Origin of the sequence: Planomonospora sp. ID82291 (assembly GCF_015711645.1) — a bacterium.
GTDB lineage: Bacteria > Actinomycetota > Actinomycetes > Streptosporangiales > Streptosporangiaceae > Planomonospora.
In genome coordinates this window covers 1,169,364-1,188,400 of the sequence record NZ_JABTEX010000003.1, presented here as the reverse complement: position 1 = coordinate 1,188,400, position 19,037 = coordinate 1,169,364, and the positions used below count along the sequence as shown (strand labels likewise).

At 74.0% G+C, this 19,037-nt stretch carries 22 protein-coding genes; 13 read left to right on the top strand and 9 right to left on the bottom strand.

What is annotated here, in order from left to right; all coding sequences use genetic code 11:
- Nucleotides 1-2: 2 nt before the first annotated feature.
- Both HS045_RS24475 and HS045_RS24470 read right to left on the bottom strand, forming a co-directional pair.
- Entirely contained in the window at nt 3-272 is a 270-nt protein-coding gene (locus HS045_RS24475; protein ID WP_196453712.1) for a helix-turn-helix transcriptional regulator, read from the bottom strand.
- A gap of 242 nt (nt 273-514) precedes the next feature.
- Complete coding sequence (locus HS045_RS24470; protein ID WP_196453711.1) at nt 515-904, bottom strand: hypothetical protein; 390 nt, start codon at nt 902-904, stop codon at nt 515-517.
- 256 nt (nt 905-1,160) lie between these two features.
- Here HS045_RS24470 and aroC point away from each other — a divergent pair, with 256 nt between their 5' ends.
- From aroC to HS045_RS24445, 5 genes are all read left to right on the top strand, one after another.
- A complete protein-coding gene (gene aroC / locus HS045_RS24465) occupies nt 1,161-2,339 on the top strand; it encodes a chorismate synthase (protein ID WP_196453710.1) in 1,179 nt (392 codons plus the stop codon).
- Between the two features lie 57 nt (nt 2,340-2,396).
- Nucleotides 2,397-2,897 carry a shikimate kinase gene (locus HS045_RS24460; RefSeq protein ID WP_196453709.1) on the top strand — a complete coding sequence of 167 codons (501 nt, stop codon included), beginning with the start codon at nt 2,397-2,399 and terminating at the stop codon, nt 2,895-2,897.
- Nucleotides 2,894-3,970: a 3-dehydroquinate synthase gene (aroB, locus tag HS045_RS24455; RefSeq protein WP_196453708.1), complete on the top strand. Its 1,077-nt coding sequence runs from the start codon at nt 2,894-2,896 to the stop codon at nt 3,968-3,970. Before HS045_RS24460 ends, aroB begins: the two co-directional genes overlap by 4 nt.
- A gap of 70 nt (nt 3,971-4,040) precedes the next feature.
- Nucleotides 4,041-4,472: a type II 3-dehydroquinate dehydratase gene (gene aroQ, locus HS045_RS24450; protein ID WP_196453707.1), complete on the top strand. Its 432-nt coding sequence runs from the start codon at nt 4,041-4,043 to the stop codon at nt 4,470-4,472.
- 19 nt (nt 4,473-4,491) lie between these two features.
- Nucleotides 4,492-5,289 carry an SGNH/GDSL hydrolase family protein gene (locus HS045_RS24445; RefSeq protein WP_196453706.1) on the top strand — a complete coding sequence of 266 codons (798 nt, stop codon included), beginning with the start codon at nt 4,492-4,494 and terminating at the stop codon, nt 5,287-5,289.
- Nucleotides 5,290-5,371: 82 nt separating this feature from the next.
- On the opposite strand, the gene HS045_RS24440 is transcribed toward HS045_RS24445, so the two are convergent.
- Nucleotides 5,372-7,330, bottom strand: coding sequence for an ATP-dependent DNA helicase (locus HS045_RS24440; protein WP_307827688.1), 1,959 nt, complete (start codon nt 7,328-7,330; stop codon nt 5,372-5,374).
- Between the two features lie 483 nt (nt 7,331-7,813).
- On the opposite strand from HS045_RS24440, the gene HS045_RS24435 reads away from it, so the two are divergent.
- Both HS045_RS24435 and HS045_RS24430 read left to right on the top strand, forming a co-directional pair.
- Complete coding sequence (locus HS045_RS24435) at nt 7,814-9,169, top strand: hypothetical protein (RefSeq protein WP_196453705.1); 1,356 nt, start codon at nt 7,814-7,816, stop codon at nt 9,167-9,169.
- A gap of 78 nt (nt 9,170-9,247) precedes the next feature.
- Nucleotides 9,248-10,831 carry a Na+/H+ antiporter gene (locus tag HS045_RS24430; protein ID WP_196453704.1) on the top strand — a complete coding sequence of 528 codons (1,584 nt, stop codon included), beginning with the start codon at nt 9,248-9,250 and terminating at the stop codon, nt 10,829-10,831.
- Between the two features lie 115 nt (nt 10,832-10,946).
- Here HS045_RS24430 and HS045_RS24425 read toward each other — a convergent pair whose 3' ends face one another.
- Together HS045_RS24425 and HS045_RS24420 are read right to left on the bottom strand one after the other, a co-directional pair.
- Nucleotides 10,947-11,537, bottom strand: a complete 591-nt coding sequence (locus HS045_RS24425; RefSeq protein ID WP_196453703.1) for a helix-turn-helix domain-containing protein — start codon at nt 11,535-11,537, stop codon at nt 10,947-10,949.
- A gap of 150 nt (nt 11,538-11,687) precedes the next feature.
- Complete coding sequence (locus HS045_RS24420; RefSeq protein WP_196453851.1) at nt 11,688-11,945, bottom strand: ubiquitin carboxyl-terminal hydrolase 14; 258 nt, start codon at nt 11,943-11,945, stop codon at nt 11,688-11,690.
- 113 nt (nt 11,946-12,058) lie between these two features.
- On the opposite strand from HS045_RS24420, the gene HS045_RS24415 reads away from it, so the two are divergent.
- From HS045_RS24415 to HS045_RS24400, 4 genes are all read left to right on the top strand, one after another.
- Nucleotides 12,059-12,457 carry a hypothetical protein gene (locus HS045_RS24415; protein WP_196453702.1) on the top strand — a complete coding sequence of 133 codons (399 nt, stop codon included), beginning with the start codon at nt 12,059-12,061 and terminating at the stop codon, nt 12,455-12,457.
- A gap of 82 nt (nt 12,458-12,539) precedes the next feature.
- Complete coding sequence (locus tag HS045_RS24410) at nt 12,540-12,881, top strand: YidH family protein (protein WP_196453701.1); 342 nt, start codon at nt 12,540-12,542, stop codon at nt 12,879-12,881.
- Between the two features lie 6 nt (nt 12,882-12,887).
- The gene (locus HS045_RS24405) at nt 12,888-13,274 is read left to right on the top strand and encodes a DUF202 domain-containing protein (RefSeq protein WP_230884570.1); all 387 of its coding nucleotides are present in this window, start codon (nt 12,888-12,890) and stop codon (nt 13,272-13,274) included.
- Nucleotides 13,275-13,420: 146 nt separating this feature from the next.
- The gene (locus tag HS045_RS24400; RefSeq protein WP_196453700.1) at nt 13,421-14,305 is read left to right on the top strand and encodes an alpha/beta fold hydrolase; all 885 of its coding nucleotides are present in this window, start codon (nt 13,421-13,423) and stop codon (nt 14,303-14,305) included.
- A 90-nt stretch (nt 14,306-14,395) separates the two neighbouring features.
- Here the strand turns inward: HS045_RS24400 and HS045_RS24395 are convergent, their stop codons facing one another.
- From HS045_RS24395 to HS045_RS24385, 3 genes are all read right to left on the bottom strand, one after another.
- Nucleotides 14,396-14,692, bottom strand: coding sequence for a hypothetical protein (locus HS045_RS24395; protein ID WP_196453699.1), 297 nt, complete (start codon nt 14,690-14,692; stop codon nt 14,396-14,398).
- A gap of 134 nt (nt 14,693-14,826) precedes the next feature.
- Entirely contained in the window at nt 14,827-15,438 is a 612-nt protein-coding gene (locus tag HS045_RS24390) for a signal protein (RefSeq protein WP_196453698.1), read from the bottom strand.
- 63 nt (nt 15,439-15,501) lie between these two features.
- On the bottom strand, nt 15,502-16,617 hold the full coding sequence (locus HS045_RS24385; protein WP_196453697.1) for a ferritin-like domain-containing protein: 1,116 nt from the start codon (nt 16,615-16,617) through the stop codon (nt 15,502-15,504).
- 88 nt (nt 16,618-16,705) lie between these two features.
- Between HS045_RS24385 and HS045_RS24380 the strand changes: the two genes are divergently transcribed.
- Nucleotides 16,706-17,344, top strand: a complete 639-nt coding sequence (locus tag HS045_RS24380) for a TetR/AcrR family transcriptional regulator C-terminal domain-containing protein (RefSeq protein ID WP_196453696.1) — start codon at nt 16,706-16,708, stop codon at nt 17,342-17,344.
- Nucleotides 17,345-17,416: 72 nt separating this feature from the next.
- On the opposite strand, the gene HS045_RS24375 is transcribed toward HS045_RS24380, so the two are convergent.
- Complete coding sequence (locus HS045_RS24375; protein ID WP_307827680.1) at nt 17,417-17,893, bottom strand: lytic transglycosylase domain-containing protein; 477 nt, start codon at nt 17,891-17,893, stop codon at nt 17,417-17,419.
- Nucleotides 17,894-18,460: 567 nt separating this feature from the next.
- On the opposite strand from HS045_RS24375, the gene HS045_RS24370 reads away from it, so the two are divergent.
- Nucleotides 18,461-18,946, top strand: a complete 486-nt coding sequence (locus tag HS045_RS24370) for a glutathione peroxidase (protein ID WP_196453694.1) — start codon at nt 18,461-18,463, stop codon at nt 18,944-18,946.
- The last annotated feature ends 91 nt before the right edge of the window (nt 18,947-19,037 follow it).

Sequence of the window (19,037 nt, the reverse complement as noted above, 5' to 3'; positions counted from 1 at the left end):
CGTCAGCCCGTTTCCGTGCCGGAGCGTTCGGCCACGTCGGTGGCGGCGGCGGCCAGGGCCAGCACGGGGAAGATCGCGTGCGCCGGCACCCGGTAGACGCCCCGCTCGGGCTGCTCGACCAGGCCGGCCGAGGCCAGCGTCTTGAGATGGTGGTAGAGCTGGCCGGGGGAGGCGAGTCCGAGTGCGGTCTGCAGCTCGGCGATGGGCCTGGGCCCGGTGACCAGCAGCTGCAGGATCTCGAAGCGCGCCGGGTGCCCGGCGGCGGCCAGCACGGCGGCCAGCGGCCCGGCCGGCCGCCGGAGCAGCCAGCCGGGGAAGCGGTGGATCTCCCACTGCCACCGGTAGCCGCCGAAGTGGGCCCGGCCGCCGTAGGCGAACAGGCCGGTCTCATCGTCGGCCGTCTCCGCCTCCCGCGCCGCTGGGGCGGCGGGCCGGGCCTCCAGGGCCGCGACCCGCGCCTCGAGGGCCTGGAGTCTGTCGTCGACGCCGGTCAGCGGAACCTCACCTCAATGCCTCACTTCAGCGCCGCGCGCACCTTCGCGAAGAAGGCGGGCTCGGTCGCCAGCTTCAGGATGAACCGCTGATGAGCATAGCCGCGCATCCCGGAGTACCAGGTGGCCTCCGGGAGCCGGTGCAGGACCAGGACGGTCTCCCGCGGCCGCTCGCCGGGCCGGGCGGTGTACATGGCCTCGCTGATGACGCCGGGCAGCGCACCGCCCTTGGTGCCGATGCGCAGCTCGGCGGGGTCGGCGCCGGGCTGCCGCATCGGCCACTCCAGGTGCCTGCTCGCCACCGCGTCCTTCCTGAGCCCGGCCAGCACCCGGCGCAGGACGCCGGGTTCGACGCGGGTCACGGTCTCGGCCAAGGCGGCCTGACGGGCGAAGTCCGGCAGCGCGGGCGTCACCTGCTTCCCCGCCTTGACGTACCGCTTCAGGCAGGCGTCGGCCGGAAGCGCGCAGCCGCCGGGGCGGTCGGGGTCGCGGCCAGAGCGGTCGCCAGGGAGATGCTGAGGATCGCGTTCATGGCTCCACGCTAACCGATAATCCGGAATTTCGGAGTATCGATTTTTCGGGAACGCCGGATGTGCGGGGAGATCCGCCGGTGTCTCACCTGGTGAGCTGCGGCCATTCCAGTGGGCGACACGTGGAAGACTGGTCCCCATGTTGCGCTGGTTGACCGCCGGAGAGTCCCACGGCCCCGAACTCGTCGCGATCCTCGAAGGGCTGCCCGCCGGGGTGGAGGTGACCACGGCCGACATCGACAGGGCGCTGGCCAGGCGCCGCCTGGGCTACGGCCGCGGCGCCCGGATGAAGTTCGAGCAGGACCTGGTCACGATCGTCGGCGGCGTACGGCACGGCCGCACGCTCGGCAGTCCCGTCGCGATCCGCGTGGGCAACACCGAGTGGCCCAAGTGGGAGACCGTCATGGCCGCCGACCCGGTGGACCCGGCGGTGCTGGAGGGCCAGGCCCGCAACGCGCCGCGCTCCCGCCCCCGCCCCGGCCACGCCGACCTCGCCGGCATGCAGAAGTACGGCTTCGACGACGCCCGCCCGGTGCTCGACCGGGCCAGCGCCCGCGAGACCGCGGCCCGCGTCGCCCTCGGCCAGGTCGCCAGGGGCTTCCTCAAGCAGGCCCTCGGCGTCGACATCGTCAGCCACGTCGTCTCCATCGGCTCGGCGCAGACCACCGAGGGCGTCGTGCCGGGACCCGGCGACATGGACGCCGTCGACGCCGACCCGGTGCGCTGCGCCGACCCGACCGGCAGCGCCGCGATGGTCGCCGAGATCGACAGGGCCCACAAGGACGGCGACACCCTCGGCGGCGTCGTCGAGGTGCTCGCCTACGGCCTCCCGCCGGGCCTGGGCAGCTACACCCACTGGGACCGCCGCCTCGACGCCCGCCTGGCCGCCGCGCTGATGGGCATCCAGGCGATCAAGGGGGTCGCCGTCGGCGACGGCTTCGAGACCGCCCGCCGCCCCGGCTCCCGCGCCCACGACGAGATCGAGAACACCTCCGACGGCGTGCGCCGGATCACCAACCGGGCCGGCGGCGTCGAGGGCGGCATGACCAACGGCGAGGCGCTGCGCGTCAGCGCCGCGATGAAGCCGATCTCCACCGTGCCGCGTGCGCTGGCCACGATCGACGTGCTGACCGGCGAGGCCGCCCGCGCCCACCACGAGCGCTCCGACGTCTGCGCGGTCCCGGCCGCCGCGATCGTCGCCGAGGCGATGGTCGCACTGGTCCTGGCCGACGCCGCGATCGAGAAGTTCGGCGGCGACTCCGTCGAGGAGGTGGCCCGCAACGTGTCGGGCTACCTGTCGTCACTGGTGATCAAGTAGTCGGCGGCCGGTCGGGTGACCGGATCGACCGAGCGAGAGAGCGGATCGAGGGCTGAGATGGGACCGCGCGCCGTACTGATCGGTGCTCCCGGGTCGGGCAAGTCGACCGTGGGCAGGCTGCTGGCCGAGCGGCTCGGGGTCGCCTTCCGCGACACCGACGCCGACGTGGAGGCCGCGGCGGGCAAGCCGGTGAGCGACGTCTTCGTCGAGGACGGCGAGGAGCGCTTCCGCGCACTGGAGGCCGAGGCCGTACGGCGGGCGCTGGCCGAGCACGACGGCGTGCTCTCCTTGGGCGGCGGCGCGATCCTGGACGAGACGACCCGCGGGCTGCTGGCCGGCCACCGCGTCGTCTACCTGGAGGTCGGCCTGGCGCAGGCGGTGACCCGGGTGGGCCTGGGCGCGGCCCGCCCGCTGCTGGTCCTCAACCCCCGCAGCCAGCTGAAGAAGCTCATGGACGCCCGCCGCCCGATCTACGAGGCGCTGGCCGCCGTGACGGTCGCCACGGACGGGCGCGAGCCCGCCGAGGTCGTCGACGAGATCGTGAAGGGACTGGCGTGACGATCACCAGGATCGGCGTCGGCGGGGAGTCCCCGTACGACGTCGTGGTCGGCACCGGCATCCTCGGCGAGCTGCCCGGCCTGCTCGGGCCCCGGGTGCGCACCGTCGCGGTCGTGCACCCGGAGGGCCTGCCGGAGATCGCCCGGCCCGTCTGCGGCGCGATCGAGGCGGCCGGCTACGAGGTCGTCCGGCTCCCGGTGCCCGACGCCGAGCAGGCCAAGACGGCCGAGGTGGCCGCCGGGCTCTGGTCGGCCTTCGGCCGCCACGGCATGACCCGCTCCGACGCCGTGGTAGGCGTCGGCGGCGGAGCCACCACCGACCTGGCCGGGTTCGCCGCCGCCACCTGGCTGCGCGGCGTCACGGTGGTGCAGGTCCCCACCACCCTGCTCGGCATGGTGGACGCCGCGGTCGGCGGCAAGACCGGCATCAACACCCCCGAGGGCAAGAACCTCGTCGGCTCCTTCCACCCGCCCGCCGGCGTCCTGTGCGACCTGGCCACGCTGGTGACGGTGCCCCGCGCCGACTACGTCGGGGGGCTCGCGGAGATCGTCAAGGGCGGCTTCATCGCCGACCCGGAGATCCTGGCGCTCATCGAGGCCGACCCCGAGGGCGCCCGCCACCCCGACGGGCGGCACACCCGCGAGCTGATCGAGCGGAAGATCCGGGTCAAGGCCCGCGTCGTCGGCGCCGACCTGCGCGAGAGCGGCCTGCGGGAGATCCTCAACTACGGCCACACGCTGGCGCACGCCATCGAGCGGGTCGAGGACTACCGGATGCGCCACGGCGAGGCCGTCGCCATCGGCATGGTCTACGCCGCCGAGCTGTCCCGCCTGGACGGCCGGATCGGCATCGACCTGGTGGACCGGACCCGCGCCGTCCTGACCGCGGTCGGCCTGCCCACCGCCTACCGCCGGGAGGCCTGGCCCGAGCTCCGCGACCACATGCGGCTGGACAAGAAGAGCCGGGGCGCCATGCTGCGCTTCGTCGTCCTGGACGACCTGGCGAAGGTGTCCGCGCTGGAGGACCCGCCGGAGGCCCTGCTGGAGGCCGCCTACAACGAGATCGCCAGATGAGCCGGGCGGCGGACCCGGCACGGCGGGCGGGGCGCCCGTCCGCGCCGCGAGTGAGGAGTGAGACGAGCAGATGAGGACCGTCTACGTTCTCAACGGCCCCAACCTGTCGCGGCTCGGCACCCGCGAGCCGGACGTCTACGGCGCGGAGACCTTCGCCGACCTGGCCGCGCTCTGCCGGCAGACCGGCCGGGAGCTGGGCCTGTCGGTGGAGGTCAGGCAGACCGACGACGAGGCCGAGCTGGTGGGCTGGCTGCACGAGGCGGCCGACGGCAAGGTCCCGGTGGTGCTGAACCCCGCGGCGTTCACCCACTACTCCTACGCGCTGCGCGACGCCATCGCCCAGCGCACCGCGCCCCTGGTCGAGGTGCACATCTCCAACCCGGCCGCGCGCGAGGAGTTCCGGCACACCTCGGTGGTCGCCGCCGTCGCCACCGGGACGATCGCCGGGTTCGGCCTCGCCTCCTACGTGCTGGCGCTGCGGGCCGTCGCCGATCTGGTCTGAACGGGACCGGAGGATTCCCATGACGCGCTACCGGTCCTTCGTCGCCCTCGGCGACAGCTTCACCGAGGGCATGAACGACCCCGCCGTGCACCCCGCCGTCGACGCCTCCGGGCTCCCGGCCGAGGCCGGGCGCTTCCGCGGCTGGGCCGACAGGGTGGCCGAGCGGCTGGCCGCCCTCGATGAGGAGTTCCGCTACGCCAACCTCGCCGTGCGGGGCAAGCTCCTCGACCAGGTCGTCGCCGACCAGGTGCCGGTCGCCGTGGAGATGCGGCCCGACCTGGTCAGCCTCTGCGCCGGCGGCAACGACCTGCTGCGCCCGGGCAGCGACCCCGACCGGATGGCCAAGAAGCTCGCGGGAGCCGTACGGCGGCTGCGGGACACCGGGGCCGAGGTGCTGCTGTTCACCGGGGTCGATCCCCGCGACACCCCGCTGATGCGCCGCGCCCGCGGCACCTTCGCGGTCTTCTACCTGCACGTCCGCTCCATCGCCGACCTGTACGGCTGCCGCCTGGTCGACCAGTGGTCGATGCAGGGGCTGCGGGACTGGCGGGCGTGGAGCGACGACCGCCTGCACATGAACGAGGAGGGCCACCGGATGGTGGCCGCCAAGGTGTGCGAGGTGCTCGGCGTGCCCTGCGACGACGACTGGCGGGTCACCTGGCCGCCCCGGCAGGACGTCGACCCCCGGGCCAGGCGCCGCGAGGACGTCGAGTGGGTCCGCACGCACCTCGGACCGTGGGTGCTGCGCCGCCTGCGCGGCCGCTCCTCCGGCGACGACCTCGACCCCAAGCGCCCGGACCTGAAGCCCTTCGCCTGACGTCCGGGCGCCCCCGGCCGAGGACGCCGCCCGCGGGGGCGACCGGAGAAGGCCGGGGCCGCGCGGCGGGATCCGCGGCGCGTCAGGACGCGGCCAGGCGGCGGAGCGCCTCGCGGACCTTCGCCGGGTCGTTCGTGGGCCAGAAGGGCGGCAGCGAGGCGCGCAGGAACCCGGCGTAGCGGGCGGTGGCCAGGCGGGGGTCGAGGACCGCGACCACGCCCTTGTCGTGCTGGCTGCGCAGCAGGCGTCCGGCGCCCTGGGCGAGCAGCAGGGCGGCGTGCGTGGCGGCGACCGACATGAAGCCGTTGCCGCCCTTGGCCGCGACGTGGCGCTGCCGGGCGGAGCTCAGCGGGTCGTCGGGCCGGGGGAAGGGGATGCGGTCGATGACGACCAGCCGGAGCGACGGCCCGGGCACGTCCACGCCCTGCCAGAGCGAGAGCGTGCCGAACAGGCAGGTCGGCTCGTCCTCGGCGAACCGCTTGACCAGCTGCATCGTGGAGTCGTCGCCCTGGCACAGCAGCGGCACGCTCAGCCGGTCGCGCAGCGCCTCGGTGGCGGCCTTGGCCGCGCGCATCGAGGAGAACAGGCCGAGGGTCCGGCCCCCGGCCGCCTCGATCAGCTCGGTGATCTCCTCCAGGTAGGCCTCCGGCAGGCCGTCGCGGCCCGGCTGGGGCAGGTGCCTGGCGACGTAGAGGATGCCGCTGCGGGGGTGGTCGAAGGGGGAGCCGACGTCCAGGCCGGACCAGCCGGATCGGTCGCCGTCGGCGGCGCTCAGGCCCCACTGGCGGGCCAGGCCGTCGAAGGCGCCGCCCAGGGCGAGCGTCGCGGAGGTCAGCACCACCGTGCGGTCGCCGAACAGCTTGTCGCGGAGCATCCCGGCGACGGTCAGCGGGGCGATCCGCAGGGTCGGCGGTCGGCGGTCGGTGGCCCCGTCCAGCCAGACCACCTCGGCCCGGTCGACCTCCTCGGCGTGGCCGAAGGCGTCCAGCATGCGCTGGGCGGTGTCGTGGACCTCGTCCAGCGCGGTGAAGGCCGCCTTGCGCAGCCCGGCGCTCTCGGGGTCGTCCTTGTCGCCGGCGCCGCGCGGGCCCAGCGCGGTGACGCAGGCCGACGCCGCGTCGCGGATCAGGGCGAGCGTCAGGCCCAGCACCTGGGGCAGCTCGTCGAGCCGTCCGGGCGGCGCGACCGCGAGCAGGGCCTTGAGGTCCTCGCCCGCCTGCAGGAGCCGGTCGGCGATGCCCTGCTCGACCAGGCGTCCGACCCGGCGCACGGTCAGCGCGACGGCGGTGTCGGACAGCTCGCCGGTGACCACGGAGGTGACCCGGTCGACCAGCTCGTGGGCCTCGTCGACCACCACGACGTCGTGTTCGGGCAGGAGCGGGATGTCCTCCATCGCGTCGATGGCCAGCAGCGCGTGGTTGGTCACCACGACGTTCGACTCGGCGGCGCGGGCGCGGGCCAGCTCGGCGAAGCACTCCGTGCCGCTCGGGCAGCGCTGGGCGCCCAGGCACTCCCGGGAGCTCACCGAGAACTGCCGCCAGGCCTGCTCGTTGACGCCGGGGACCAGCTCGTCGCGGTCGCCGGTCTCGGTCTCGTTCGCCCAGTCCTGGATGCGCTGGACCATCCGCCCGGTCAGGCTCACCTCGCCGGGGTCGAAGAGCTGCTCCTGCTCGTCGTCGGGCCAGCCCGCGCCGGCCTTGTAGCGGCACAGGTAGTTGCGGCGGCCCTTGAGGATCGCGAACGTGGGCTCGGCGGGCAGCAGCGGGGCGAGCGCCTCGGCCAGGCGGGGCAGGTCGCGGTCCACGAGCTGGCGCTGCAGGGCGATCGTCGCGGTGGAGACGACGACGGCGCCCTCGGAGGTCATCGCGTGCCGGATCGAGGGGATCAGGTAGGCCAGGGACTTGCCGGTGCCGGTGCCGGCCTGGACGGCCAGGTGGTCGCCGGAGTCGATCGCCCGCTGGACGGCCCGGGCCATCGCGAGCTGACCGGGCCGCTCGACCCCTCCGACGGCCTTGACCGCCAGGGCGAGCAGCTCCTCCACCGGGGGCAGGTCCGCGCCGGAGGGGGCCTTCGCGGTCTTCGCGCCCTTCGGAGCCTTTGCGCCCTTCGGAGCCTTCGAGGCCTTCGCGTCCGGGGCGCCGGGGCGCCGGCCGGCGGGAGGACCGGAGCGGTGCTCCGCCCGGTCTCCCGCCGGGTGTTCGGCGGAGCCCTCGGCGGGGCTTGCGGCGGGGCTCTCGGCGGGACTGAGGGAGTCGGTCGGCACGACAGCCAACCGTACCCGCTCGCTCCGACAACCGGGCCTGGCTCCGGAGAGTCACCGCGTGGACGTGTCCCGGTATTCCGGGCCGCGGGGTTCGCCTCGCATGGCAAACTGGCGGAACCACCGCTGCGCGTGCGTGAAGGGCCGGACAGGATCGTCCTGCCGGTGTGCGCGGGGTGGAAGATGGGGATGGAAAGACGGATTCGGTAGGGTTTCCCGAGGTCGAGTGGACGAATAAAGGCTGGTTAAAGCACCATGTCATCCATGTCGGAAGTGGTCCCGTTGCCGTCGTTCGGCGAGGTGTTCTTTGACGAGCGTGGCCAGGAGCGGGTGCTCCGGGTCACCTGGCACGACGGCACACTGGTGCTGAGCCTCTGGCGCGGTGAGATGTGCACCGCCAGTTTCCGCATGCCCATGGACGACGTGGCCCGCCTGGTGGACACCCTCGACGAGGGGTTCGTCGAGGCCGGGGGCCGCTATCCCGACGAGGTCGGGGAGGACGCCCCGGCGGGGGGCCATGCGGCTCCCGCCGCGCCCATGGAGTTCCCCGGCACCGGGCAGTACGCCCGACCGCGCCCGGAGGACTACGCCCACCCGGTCCAGCCGCCGCCCTCCACCGATCCGGCGGCCACCCAGGTCGCCCCGCCCCCGGCGGCGGAGGACCCGCGCCCGCCCGCGCTGGGACCCAACGACGTGCTCGTGGCGCGGGGCGCCGTCCCCCCGCCGGACGCGATCCCGGACCGCGTGCCGGGATACGGCGCGGCCGACGTGGTGCCGCCCGAGAACATGATCGTCGGTGACTCGCTCCCCTACGGGGCCCCCCAGCCGGGCGAGCCGTCCTACCCGGTGCCCGCCGACCCCTACGGGACGCAGCAGCTTCCGCAGCCCGACCCGTTCCCCCCGGCGCCCCGGCCCGGGGCGGACCCGTTCGCGGCGTCGCCTCACCGGCAGGCCGACCCCTTCGCCGCGGGCCGTCAGCCCGACCTCTTCACTCCGGCGCAGCCGGACCCCTACGCGCAGCAGGTCCCACCGTCCGACCCCTACGCGCAGCCGGACCCCTACGCGCAGCAGGTCCCACCGTCCGACCCCTACGCGCAGCCCGATCCCTACGGGACGCAGCAGCTTCCGCAGCCCGACCCGTTCCCTCCGGCGCCCCGGCCCGGGGCGGACCCGTTCGCGGCGTCGCCTCACCGGCAGGCCGACCCCTTCCCCCCGCCCGCCGACAGGTTCCCGCCGTCGCAGCCCGACGCCTACCCCTCCCAGGGGCACTCCACCGACCCCTACGGCATCCCGCCGGTGGGAGGGCGGCCCGACCCCTACGGCTATCCCGCTCCGGCGCAGCCCGACCCCTACGCGTTCGGAAACCCGTCGCAGCCCGCTCCGGAACGGCAGGTCCCGCCGGGCGGGCACCCGGCGGACCTGCGCGACCTCTACGGCACGCCGCCGACCTACGACCAGCCGTACGACCCCGACGACCCGCTGAACCTGCGCGCCCAGCAGGCCGACCAGCACGGACAGCCGGGGACGTCGCGCTCCTACCCGGACGCGCCGCACGCCACCGGGGAGCGGCTCCGTCCCGAGCAGGGCTACGACGAGCGGGACGGACGCCGCGACTGGTGAGGTGCGCCTCCCGGCCCGCCGGCGGCGGGGACCGGGAGGTTAGGATCCCTTCCCGGGTCTTGGGATGGACGGGGTGGGATGGACCAGACGGTCGCGCTGCAGATGCTGGTCGTGCCGGTCGCCGCGATTGCGGTGGCCGCCGTGTCCCGGCGCCGGGGGTGGCCCGCGCCGCTGCTGCTGGTCCTGGCCGGGCTGGCGCTCTCACCGTTCGTGCCGGAGTACACGCTCGATCCTGAGGTCGTCCTGCTGGTCTTCCTGCCGCCGCTGCTCTACTCCGCCGCGATCGACAGTTCCTACCTGGGGCTCAAGGCCGTCCGCAGACCGGTCGCGCTGCTCTCGGTGGGGCTGGTGCTGTTCAGCACACTGGTCATCGGCTGGGTCGTCCATCTGCTCCTGCCCGCCCTGCCGCCGGCGGCGGCCTTCGCGCTGGGGGCGATCGTGGCGCCGCCCGACGCGGTCGCCGCGGTCGCGGTGGCCCGCAGGCTGGGACTGCCCCGCAAGGTGATCACGATCCTGGTGGGGGAGAGCCTGTTCAACGACGCCACCGCGCTCACCGCCTACCGGGTGGCGGTCGCCGCCGCGCTGGGGCAGGGCATCACCTGGCTGGGCGCGGTCGGCCAGTTCGTCTACGCGGCGGTGGGCGGCGTGGTGATCGGCCTGGTGCTCGCGTGGCTGCTGTCGAAGGTCCTCGGGGCGCTCGGGGACGCGCTCGTCGAGAACACCGTCATGCTGCTCATCCCCTTCGGCGTCTACCTCGCGGCCGAGCTCGCGCACACCTCCGGCGTGGTCGCGGTGGTCGTCGTCGGCCTCTTCATCGGCCACCGCCTGCCGCGGAGCGGCTTCGGTACCCGCCTGTTGTCCGACGCGGTGTGGAAGATCATGGACTTCTTCCTGGAGTCGATCGTCTTCGCACTGATCGGCCTGCAGATGTGGCCGATCGTCAGCGCGCTCGACTGGTCCGAGCCGATGGAGCCGGTCGGCATGGCGCTGGCCGTGTTCGCCGCCGCGGTGCTGGTCCGGGCGGTCTGGATCGTGCCCGCCGCCTACCTGCCGAGGCTCCTGTCCCCGGGAGTCCGCCGCCGCGAGCCCGAGGCGCCCTCCTGGCAGCACATCACGATCATCGGCTGGGCCGGGATGCGGGGGGTGGTCTCCCTCGCGGCGGCCTTCGCCGTCCCGGAGGACTTCCCCGAGCGGCCCACGCTGCTGTTCCTCACCTTCACGGTGGTGATCGGCACGCTCCTGCTCCAGGGGTTGTCGTTCCCCTCGCTGATCCGGCGGCTGAGGGTCTCCAACGAGCGGGAGGCCTTCGCCGACGACCTGGCGGAGGCGGCCGCGCAGCAGGCGGCGGCCGCGGCCGCCCTCGCCCGGCTGGACGGGTTGGTGGCCGACGGGGTCGCCGACGTCCACCGGGAGGTCGTCGAGCAGCTCAGGCTGCGGGCCGAGCGCCGTACCCTGAGCGCCTGGGAGCGCCTGGGCGGAGGCACGGGTCCGGGCGGTGAGGACACGCCCAGCACCGTCTACCGGCGGCTGCGCAGGGAGATGCTGGCCGCCGAGCGCGAGGTGTTCGTACGCTTCCGCGACGAGCGCCGCATCGACGACGAGGTGCTCCGCCGGGTCATGCACGAGCTCGACTTCGAAGAGGCCACCCTGGAGCGCGACTGACCGGCCTTCCCGCCGGTCCCGTCCTCCCGCCGGTCCCGTCCTCCCGCCGGTCCCGTCCTCCCGCCGGTTCCGGCCGGTCACCCGGGCCGTCCTCCGGAACACCGGGTGCCCGGGATCACTCCCCGTCCCTCCTGGGGCGGGCGCGCAGGTGCGCGCGTTCGCCCTGCGCGCCGAACAGGCTGAGGAACTCGACCGGTTCGGCGTCGGCCGCGCCGAACCAGTGCGGGACGCGGGTGTCGAACTCGGCCGCCTCACCGGGGAAGAGGACCAGGTCCTGCTCGCCCAGGACGACCCGGAGCCGGCCGTTGAGGATGTAGAGCCACTCGTAGCCCTCGTGGGTCTGCGGATCGGGTTCCCTTCGCGGACTGCCGCCCGGGATCACGATCTTGTACGCCTGGATGCCGCCGGCCCTGCGGGTCAGGGGGACCATGGTCATGCCGTAGCGGGTGACCGGGCGCAGGTGGATGCGCGGATCGCCGGTGGGCGGGGCCCCGACGAGCTCGTCGAGCGTGACGCCGTGCGCCTTGGCCAGGGGGAGCAGGAGCTCCAGGGTCGGCCGGCGGGCGCCGGACTCCAGCCGGGACAGGGTGCTCACCGAGACGCCGGTCACCGCCGACAGATCGGCCAGCGTGGTCTCGCGCTGCCGGCGCAGCGCGCGCAGCCGGGGTCCGACCGCGCCGAGCGTCTGGTCGAGGTCGTCGTCCACGTCCGCCAGTTTGCCATGCCGGCAACCCGGGTTGCGTGAACGTCCGGCGGGTCCGACGGGTCCGCCCGATGGACGGTCGCCCGCTCCACCGGCGGGTCCGGCGGACTCCGCCCGTCCGATCCCTCCACCGAGGGCGGAAGGGCGCCGGGCTCAGCCGATGATCTGGTCGACGTAGCACCAGCGCCAGGTCTCGCCCGGCTCGAACGAGGAGATGACCGGGTGGGCGGCCTGCTGGAAGTGGGCGGTGGCGTGCCTGCCCGGCGAGGAGTCGCAGCAGCCGACGTGGCCGCAGGCCAGGCAGCGGCGCAGGTGCACCCAGCCGCTCCCGGCGGCGAGGCACTCCTCGCAGCCCTCCGGTGTGCGCGCGGGCGGGTCCTGGGCCTCGGTGAGATGCTGGCAGGTCGGCATGGTCGTCCCCCTCGGTGGTGTCACGATCATCGTACGGGCGGTGCGGCCCGCCGCACGGAGGCGGGCCGTCGCGGGCCCGCCGCGCCGTACCACCTGTTGGGTAGAGTCGGGACATGAGAGCCCTTCCGCGACGGACCGTCTCCCTCGCCGCCTCCGCCCTGGCCGCCGCACTGCTGACCACCGGGTGCTCCGAGATCCAGCAGGTGAGTGAGGGCGTCGACCGGGCCCAGCAGTGCATCCAGGCCGCGGGCATCGTCACCGACACCATGGCGAAGGTCACCGGCCTGCTCAACGACCCCGCGGGGATGGAGAAGGCGCTGAACGACGGGGCCGCCAAGCTGGGCGACGTGGCCGACAAGGCCGCCAACACCTCCCTCAAGGAGGCGGCCGACGGCGTGGCGGGCAGCCTGGAGGCCATCAACGTGCAGAACGCCAACGACGCGGTCGACGCGGCGCAGAAGGTCGCCGCCGACGGCGTGAAGTGGGCCGAGCAGCTCACCAACGCCTGCTGAGGCTCCCCGGGTGGTCCCGGCATCCCCAAGGGAGCAATCCCGGCTTCTCTAGGGGAAATGTCGCTGAAATAGCGTCGGCCCCATGGAGATCCCCGGGAAGGAACCGGATCCCCGGTTCACGCTGGCCAACGAACGCACCTTCCTGACCTGGCTGAGCACCTCGCTCGCGCTGACCGCGGGCGGCGTCGCCATGGCGGCCGTCTCGCCGGACGTCTTCGTGCCCTGGATGCGGACGCTGCTCGCGGTCGTCCTGGTGTCCCTGTCGGCGCTGGCCGCGGCCATGGCCTACCCGCGCTGGCGCCGGGTCCAGCACGCCCTGCGCACCTCCGCGCCCCTCCCGCCGCCCGCCCTCGCCGCGCTCTTCGGGTACGGCGTGGCGGCCGTGGCCGTGCTCGCGCTCGTTCTGATCCTGACGGCCAGGTGAGACCGGATGCCGGAGAAGAAGGGCGTGCGCCCCGCCGGACGGGGCGGTGACCGGGCCGGGGGGCGGGCGGTGACCGACCTCTGGGACGAGGGCCTGCAGAGCGAGCGGACCCGGCTGGCCTGGGTCCGTACCGCGGCCATGCTGGCCGCCGGCGGGCTGGGGATGGGCGGGATGGCCCTGCGCGCCGGAGCGTCCCCGCTGGTGGCCGCGCCCTTCGCCCTGACGGCCCTGTGCGGGGCCGCGCTGCTGGCCCGCACCGGCGTGCGCTACCAGCGGGTCCAGGACGCCCTCCACGGGGGCCGCCTCCTGGACGAGCGCGCCGACGCGGTCCTGGCCTGGCTGGGCGCCCTCACCGCGGTCGCCGCCTCCGCCGTCTTCGTCCTGTCCCGGTAGGCGCCTCCCAGCCGTCTCGGCCGTCTCGGCCGGGACGGATCGCGGGCCGGCGCCGGGCATCCGGGTCCGCCGTACCGAAGGACCGGGTCCGCCGGACATCCTGGTCTGCTGCATTGAACGGCCGGAGCCGGGGCAGTGCGGACGGGATGTTCGAGGATTTCACCGACGAGCGCGTCGACGTGGGAGAGGCGGAACTGCGGGTGCGGCACGGCGGCTCCGGGCCGCCCGTGCTGCTCCTGCACGGCCACCCCCGCACGCACGCCACCTGGCACCGCGTCGCGCCGCTGCTGGCCACCGGCTTCACCGTCGTCTGCCCCGACCTGCGCGGCTACGGGCAGTCGTCCAAACCGCCCGGCACCCCCGGCCACGAGACCTACTCCAAGCGGGCCATGGCCCGCGACTGCGCGGCGCTGATGCGCGCCCTCGGCCACGAGCGCTTCGCGGTCGCCGGGCACGACAGGGGCGCCTACGTGGCCCAGCGCCTGGCCCTGGACCACCCGTCGGCCGTGACCCGCGCCGCGGTGCTCGACGCGGTGCCGATCGGCGAGGCGCTGGCCCGCTGCGACGCGACGTTCGCGAGGCGCTGGTGGCACTGGTTCTTCCTCGGGCAGGAGGAGAAGCCCGCCGAGCGCGTGATCAACGCCGATCCCGACGCCTGGTACCGGCTGGACCCGCGGGCGATGGGCGAGGAGGCCTACGCCGACGTGCGCCGGGCGATCCACGACCCGCGGACCGTGCACGCCATGTGCGAGGACTACCGGGCGGGGCTCGGCGTGGACCGGGCCGCGGACGACGCCGACCGTGCCGCGGGCCGCCGGATCGGCTGCCCCCTCCTCGTGCTCTGGTCGACCCGGGACGACATGGAGGACCTCTACGGCGACGTGCTCGCGGTCTGGCGCGACTGGGCCGACGACCTGCGGGGCGGTGCCGTCGAGAGCGGACACCACATGGCGGAGGAGGCCCCGGAACAGCTCGCCGCCGAACTGCGCGCCTTCTTCGGGGAGCCCGGCCCGCCGGGATCCGCGCGGTGACCGCGGCGCGCCTTCACCGGTCTGTCCCGCCGGTCCGGCCAGGAGGTCCGGACCCGGTGGGGCGGGGAAGGGCTCAGCAGGGCGACGGGCTCAGCGGGGCAGTCGCCCGGCGGTCTCCGCGGCCAGCCGCCGGAGGACGGGAGCGAGGTCGGGACGGTCCTGGAGCAGCTCCTCCAGACGCGCCCGCCAGGCCCCCGCCTCGGCGGACACCGCGTCCTCCCGCCGCTGCAGGCGCAGGCGCGTCTCGGTCAGAGCCTGCCGGTAGGCGGCGCCGAGGTGGTGCGCCACCGCGTCGGTGAGCCACCAGTAGACGTCGCAGTCCGCCGCGGCGACGAACGCGCGTGCGGCGTCCCACGCCGTACGAGACCGATGGTGTACGACGGTCATGGCCGGACGGTACGCCCGATCCGGCTCTCCGGCAAGGCCGTAGGACGCCGGAATCTCCGTGCCGGACCTTTCCCGCAGGGACGGCCGCCGTGGTGGCGGCCCGCGCCCGACGAGGTGACGGGGACGCGGGCCCCTCATGCCCGAGGCGCGGTTCCCACGGTGATCGTGTAGTCGACGCCTACCTCGAAGTCCTCCGAGGAGCCACGGACGACCAGCGTATGCTCGCCGGGTTCCAGCGGCGGCAGCCGCACCCACAGGCCGCAGGCGTAGTAGTCCTGGCTGCCGGACGCCCCCGTCAGGGGGTTCCCCTCGACCCCGGTCACGGAGACGCCGTCGCGCTCGAGACGCTCGGGCGCGATCTCGTTCCCGTCGAGGGTCGCCGACCCCTCGGCCGTCGCCATGAACGACGTGCAGGACGCCCGGTCGGCGACCAGGTTCACCAGCGGGACCACGATGGGCCTGTCGGCGGGGACGCCGCACGTCCGTTTGACCGTGCCGCCGAAGGTCCCAGCCAGGAACCAGACGTCCTCCGGCTGGTTCCGGTCGCAGAACCGCCCGGTGGGGTCCGCCACCGGATTGGTCTCCTCGGGCTCCGACGATGCCCAGGTCCACCAGCGTCCTTGCACGTCCTCGGCGGGAGCCGGGACGGGATCTCCTCCCCGCACGGTGAGCTCACCGCTTCCGCTTCCGCAACCGGAGACGAGGACGATGGCCAGCAGGGGCGCCGCCAGACGTTTGGGGAGCATTGCGGAAGTTTACGGCGTACGCCGATCGGCGCACGCCGTGCGGGAGGACGTACGGCGGCCGGGTCAGGAGTCGGTGCCGAGGGCGATGGTCTCGGCGACCTCGGCGTGGCGCTCGGCCTCCTCGGCGGCGAAGCGCTCGGCGTCGAGCTTGTCGGCGATCTCCTCGTCCTGCCGCATCAGCGCCTCCAGGCTCTGGCCGGCCATGTCCAGCACGCCCATGTCGGCGTAGGCCTGCTGCAGGCGGGGACTCCACAGGCCGATGTCCTTGACGCAGGGGACGATGCGGCTGAACAGAAGGGACCGGAACAGTCGTAGGTACTCGGAGCGGTCGACGCACTCCATGGCCTCGGCCACCTCCGAGCGGTTCAGGCCGAGGTTCTCCCAGGTCTCCTTGCCGCGCAGCCGGTCGCGCATCAGGTAGCAGCCCTCGATGACGAAGTCCTCGCGCTCGCGGAGTTCGGTCTCCGACAGCCCGGCGTAGTGGTCGCGCAGCGCCATGCGGCCGAAGGCGACGTGGCGGGCCTCGTCCTGCATCACGTAGGCGAGGATCTGCTTGGGCAGCGGCTTGGTGGTGATGTCGCGCATCACGCCGAAGGCGGCCAGGGCCAGGCCCTCGATGAGCACCTGCATGCCCAGGTAGGGCATGTCCCAGCGGGAGTCGCTCAGGGTGCTGTCCAGCAGCGCCTTGAGGTGCTCGTTGATGGGATAGGCCAGGCCGACCTTCTCCTGCAGGAAGCGGGCGTAGGTCTCGGCGTGCCGGGCCTCGTCCATGGTCTGGGTGGCGGCGTAGAACTTGGAGTCGAGGTCCGGCACCGACTCGACGATCCGGGCCGAGCAGATCATCGCGCCCTGCTCGCCGTGCAGGAACTGCGAGAACTGCCAGGCCGCGCCGTGCAGCCGCACGTCCTGGCGCTGCGCCTCGCCCATCCGCTCCCAGAGCGGGGTGCCGTAGATCGCGATGGTGGTGTCGGGGATGCCGAGCACGTTGTACGGATCGACCTCCAGGCCCCAGTCGATGCGCTTGACGGAGTCCCACTGCTTGTCCTTGCCCTTCTGGTAGAGGGCGAGCATGCGGCCCCTGCCGTCGTCGTACTCCCAGGTGAAGCGGGCGGCGCCGGCGGCCTCCACGTCCCACGTGGAGAGCTCGGCCGGGATCGTGTAGAGATCGTGCGTCGACATGCGGCCTCCAGAGACGTACACCGTACGTATACCGCGAGCGTGGCACGTACGGTGTACGTGCGTCAATGGGCGGAGAGAGAATGAGGGCATGTCGCCCGAGCCGCTGTCCCGTCCGCGCATCGTCGCCGCCGCCATCGCCCTGATCGAGCGGGAGGGCGCCGACGCGGTGTCCATGCGCCGGATCGCGGGCGAGCTGGGCGTGGGCGTCATGTCGCTCTACAACCACGTGCCCAACAAGGCGGCGCTGCTGGACGCGGTGGCCGAGACGGTGCTGTCGCAGATCGAGTTCGCCGACGACCCCGACGCCGAGTGGACCGAGCGGGTGCGCATCCAGGCGCGGGCGTTCCGGCAGATCGCCCACCACTACCCGCGGTGCACGATGGTGGTGGTCAGCCGCCAGCTCCAGTCGGCCGCCGGGCTGCTCCCGGTCGAGCGGGCGCTGGCCACGCTGCACGGCGCCGGGTTCGGCGGTGAGGAGGCGGTGCGCGTCCTGCGCGTGTTCATCGCCTACATCGTGGGCTCGCTGCTGCGGGAGGTCGGCGTGACCCCGACCTTCGCCCCGGTCCACCACTCCCGGGCGGAGATCGGGCAGGTGGATCCGGTGCTCTTCCCCCAGACCAGTTCCCTGGCCGCCGAGTTGGGCGCGTGCGACCACGAGGCCGAGTTCGAGTTCGGCCTGGAACTGCTCATCCGGGCCGTCGCCGTCCAGCGCGGGCGGCACGGGTGACGCCCGGGGCCGGCGGCCCCGGGCGTCCGGCGGGAGCGCGCCCTTCCCCTGGACGCTCCCGGTGGAGGGCGGTCAGTACCAGTTCGTCGACCGGAAATGACCCCACGCACCGCACGGCGAGCCGTAGCGCTGCTTGATGTACCGCAGGCCCCAGCGGATCTGCGTGACCGGACTCGACCGCCAGTCCCCGCCGCTGCCGCTCATCTTCGAGCCCGGCAGCGCCTGGGGGATGCCGTAGGCACCCGAGTGGCGGTTGTACGCCCGGTGGTTCCAGTTGCTCTCCCTGGTCCAGAGACTGTCCAGGCAGCGGAACTGGTCGTGGGACCACGCCCGGCGGGAGACGAGGCGGAACGCGATCGCCTTGTTCCTGCCCTTCGTGCTCCTCTCCGGAGGCCTGGTCACGGGCCTGGCCCGGGTGGACCAGGTGACCAGATGGAGCCGCTCCGCCGTCCCCGGGGCGGTCGTCCTCTCCACGGCCGTCGTGCGGGTCGCCTCGGTCGTGCCGGTCGCCGTGGAGCCGACCACGGCGGAGGTGGCGACCACGGTCACGGCTGCGGCGCGTAAAGCGCGGTGACTGTCCAAAACCGTCCTTCCTTCGGGCCGCGTGCGGGAGACGCGTCCGGGCACCGTGACACCCGGGCGCGCCGGCCGGTCCCGCGCCCGTGGATCGCACGAAGGACGCCCGCCCGTCCTGCCGGCATGCTTCCGGCGGGACACCGCGGCGGTCTCTCTACGCGGTTTCTAGTACGCCGGGGAAACGCCGGACGGGCCCTGCGACACGGTCGGGAAGGCTGTTTGCGCGATCTTCGCGGTTGGGGGGCGGTTCGAGTGGATCCGGCTGACCGGGGCGGACGGGCCGATGCGGAGGAGTGGGGTAAAGATCGCCCCGGCATGGGGTTTGGACCGCCCGCATCGGTGGGAGGGCGGCTCCCGCGGCGCGCCCGCCCCGGCGCGTCGCCCGCTCTCCCCGCCCGCGGGAAGTCCCCGCTCACCCGCCGGGGACCCCGTGCCCGTCCGGCAGGTGCGCCCCGTCCGTCAGATGCGCCCCGTCCGCCGGGACCGTCCGCCGGGACCGTCCGGCCGCCGTCCTTCCGCCGGACGGTTAGGCTGCCCACCATGAGCATCCGTGACATCCCCGTGCAGACCCTCGACGGAGCCCCCACCACGCTGGCCGAGCTCGCGGCGGACAAGTCCGTCCTCGTGGTGAACGTCGCCTCCCGGTGCGGCCTGACCCCGCAGTACGCCGGCCTGGTCCGCCTGCAGCAGGCCTACGCCGACCGCGGCTTCACCGTCGTCGGCGTGCCCTGCAACCAGTTCATGGGCCAGGAGCCGGGCACGGCCGAGGAGATCCGGGAGTTCTGCGCGACGAACTACGGGGTGGACTTCCCGCTGCTGGCCAAGACCGACGTCAACGGGGACGGCCGGCACCCGCTCTACGCCGAGCTGACCCGGGCCGCCGACGCCGAGGGCGCGGCCGGCGACGTGCAGTGGAACTTCGAGAAGTTCCTGGTCTCCCGCGAGGGGGAGGTGCTCGCGCGGTTCCGCCCGGGTGTCACACCGGAGGACCCCGCTCTGGTCGACGCGGTCGAGAAGTCCCTGTGACCTGAGTCCCCGGGGCGTCCCCGGGCCGGTGCCGTACGGCGGCGCTCCGGAGGCGGCGCCGTACGGCCGTACGGGGCGGGCCGTACGGCGG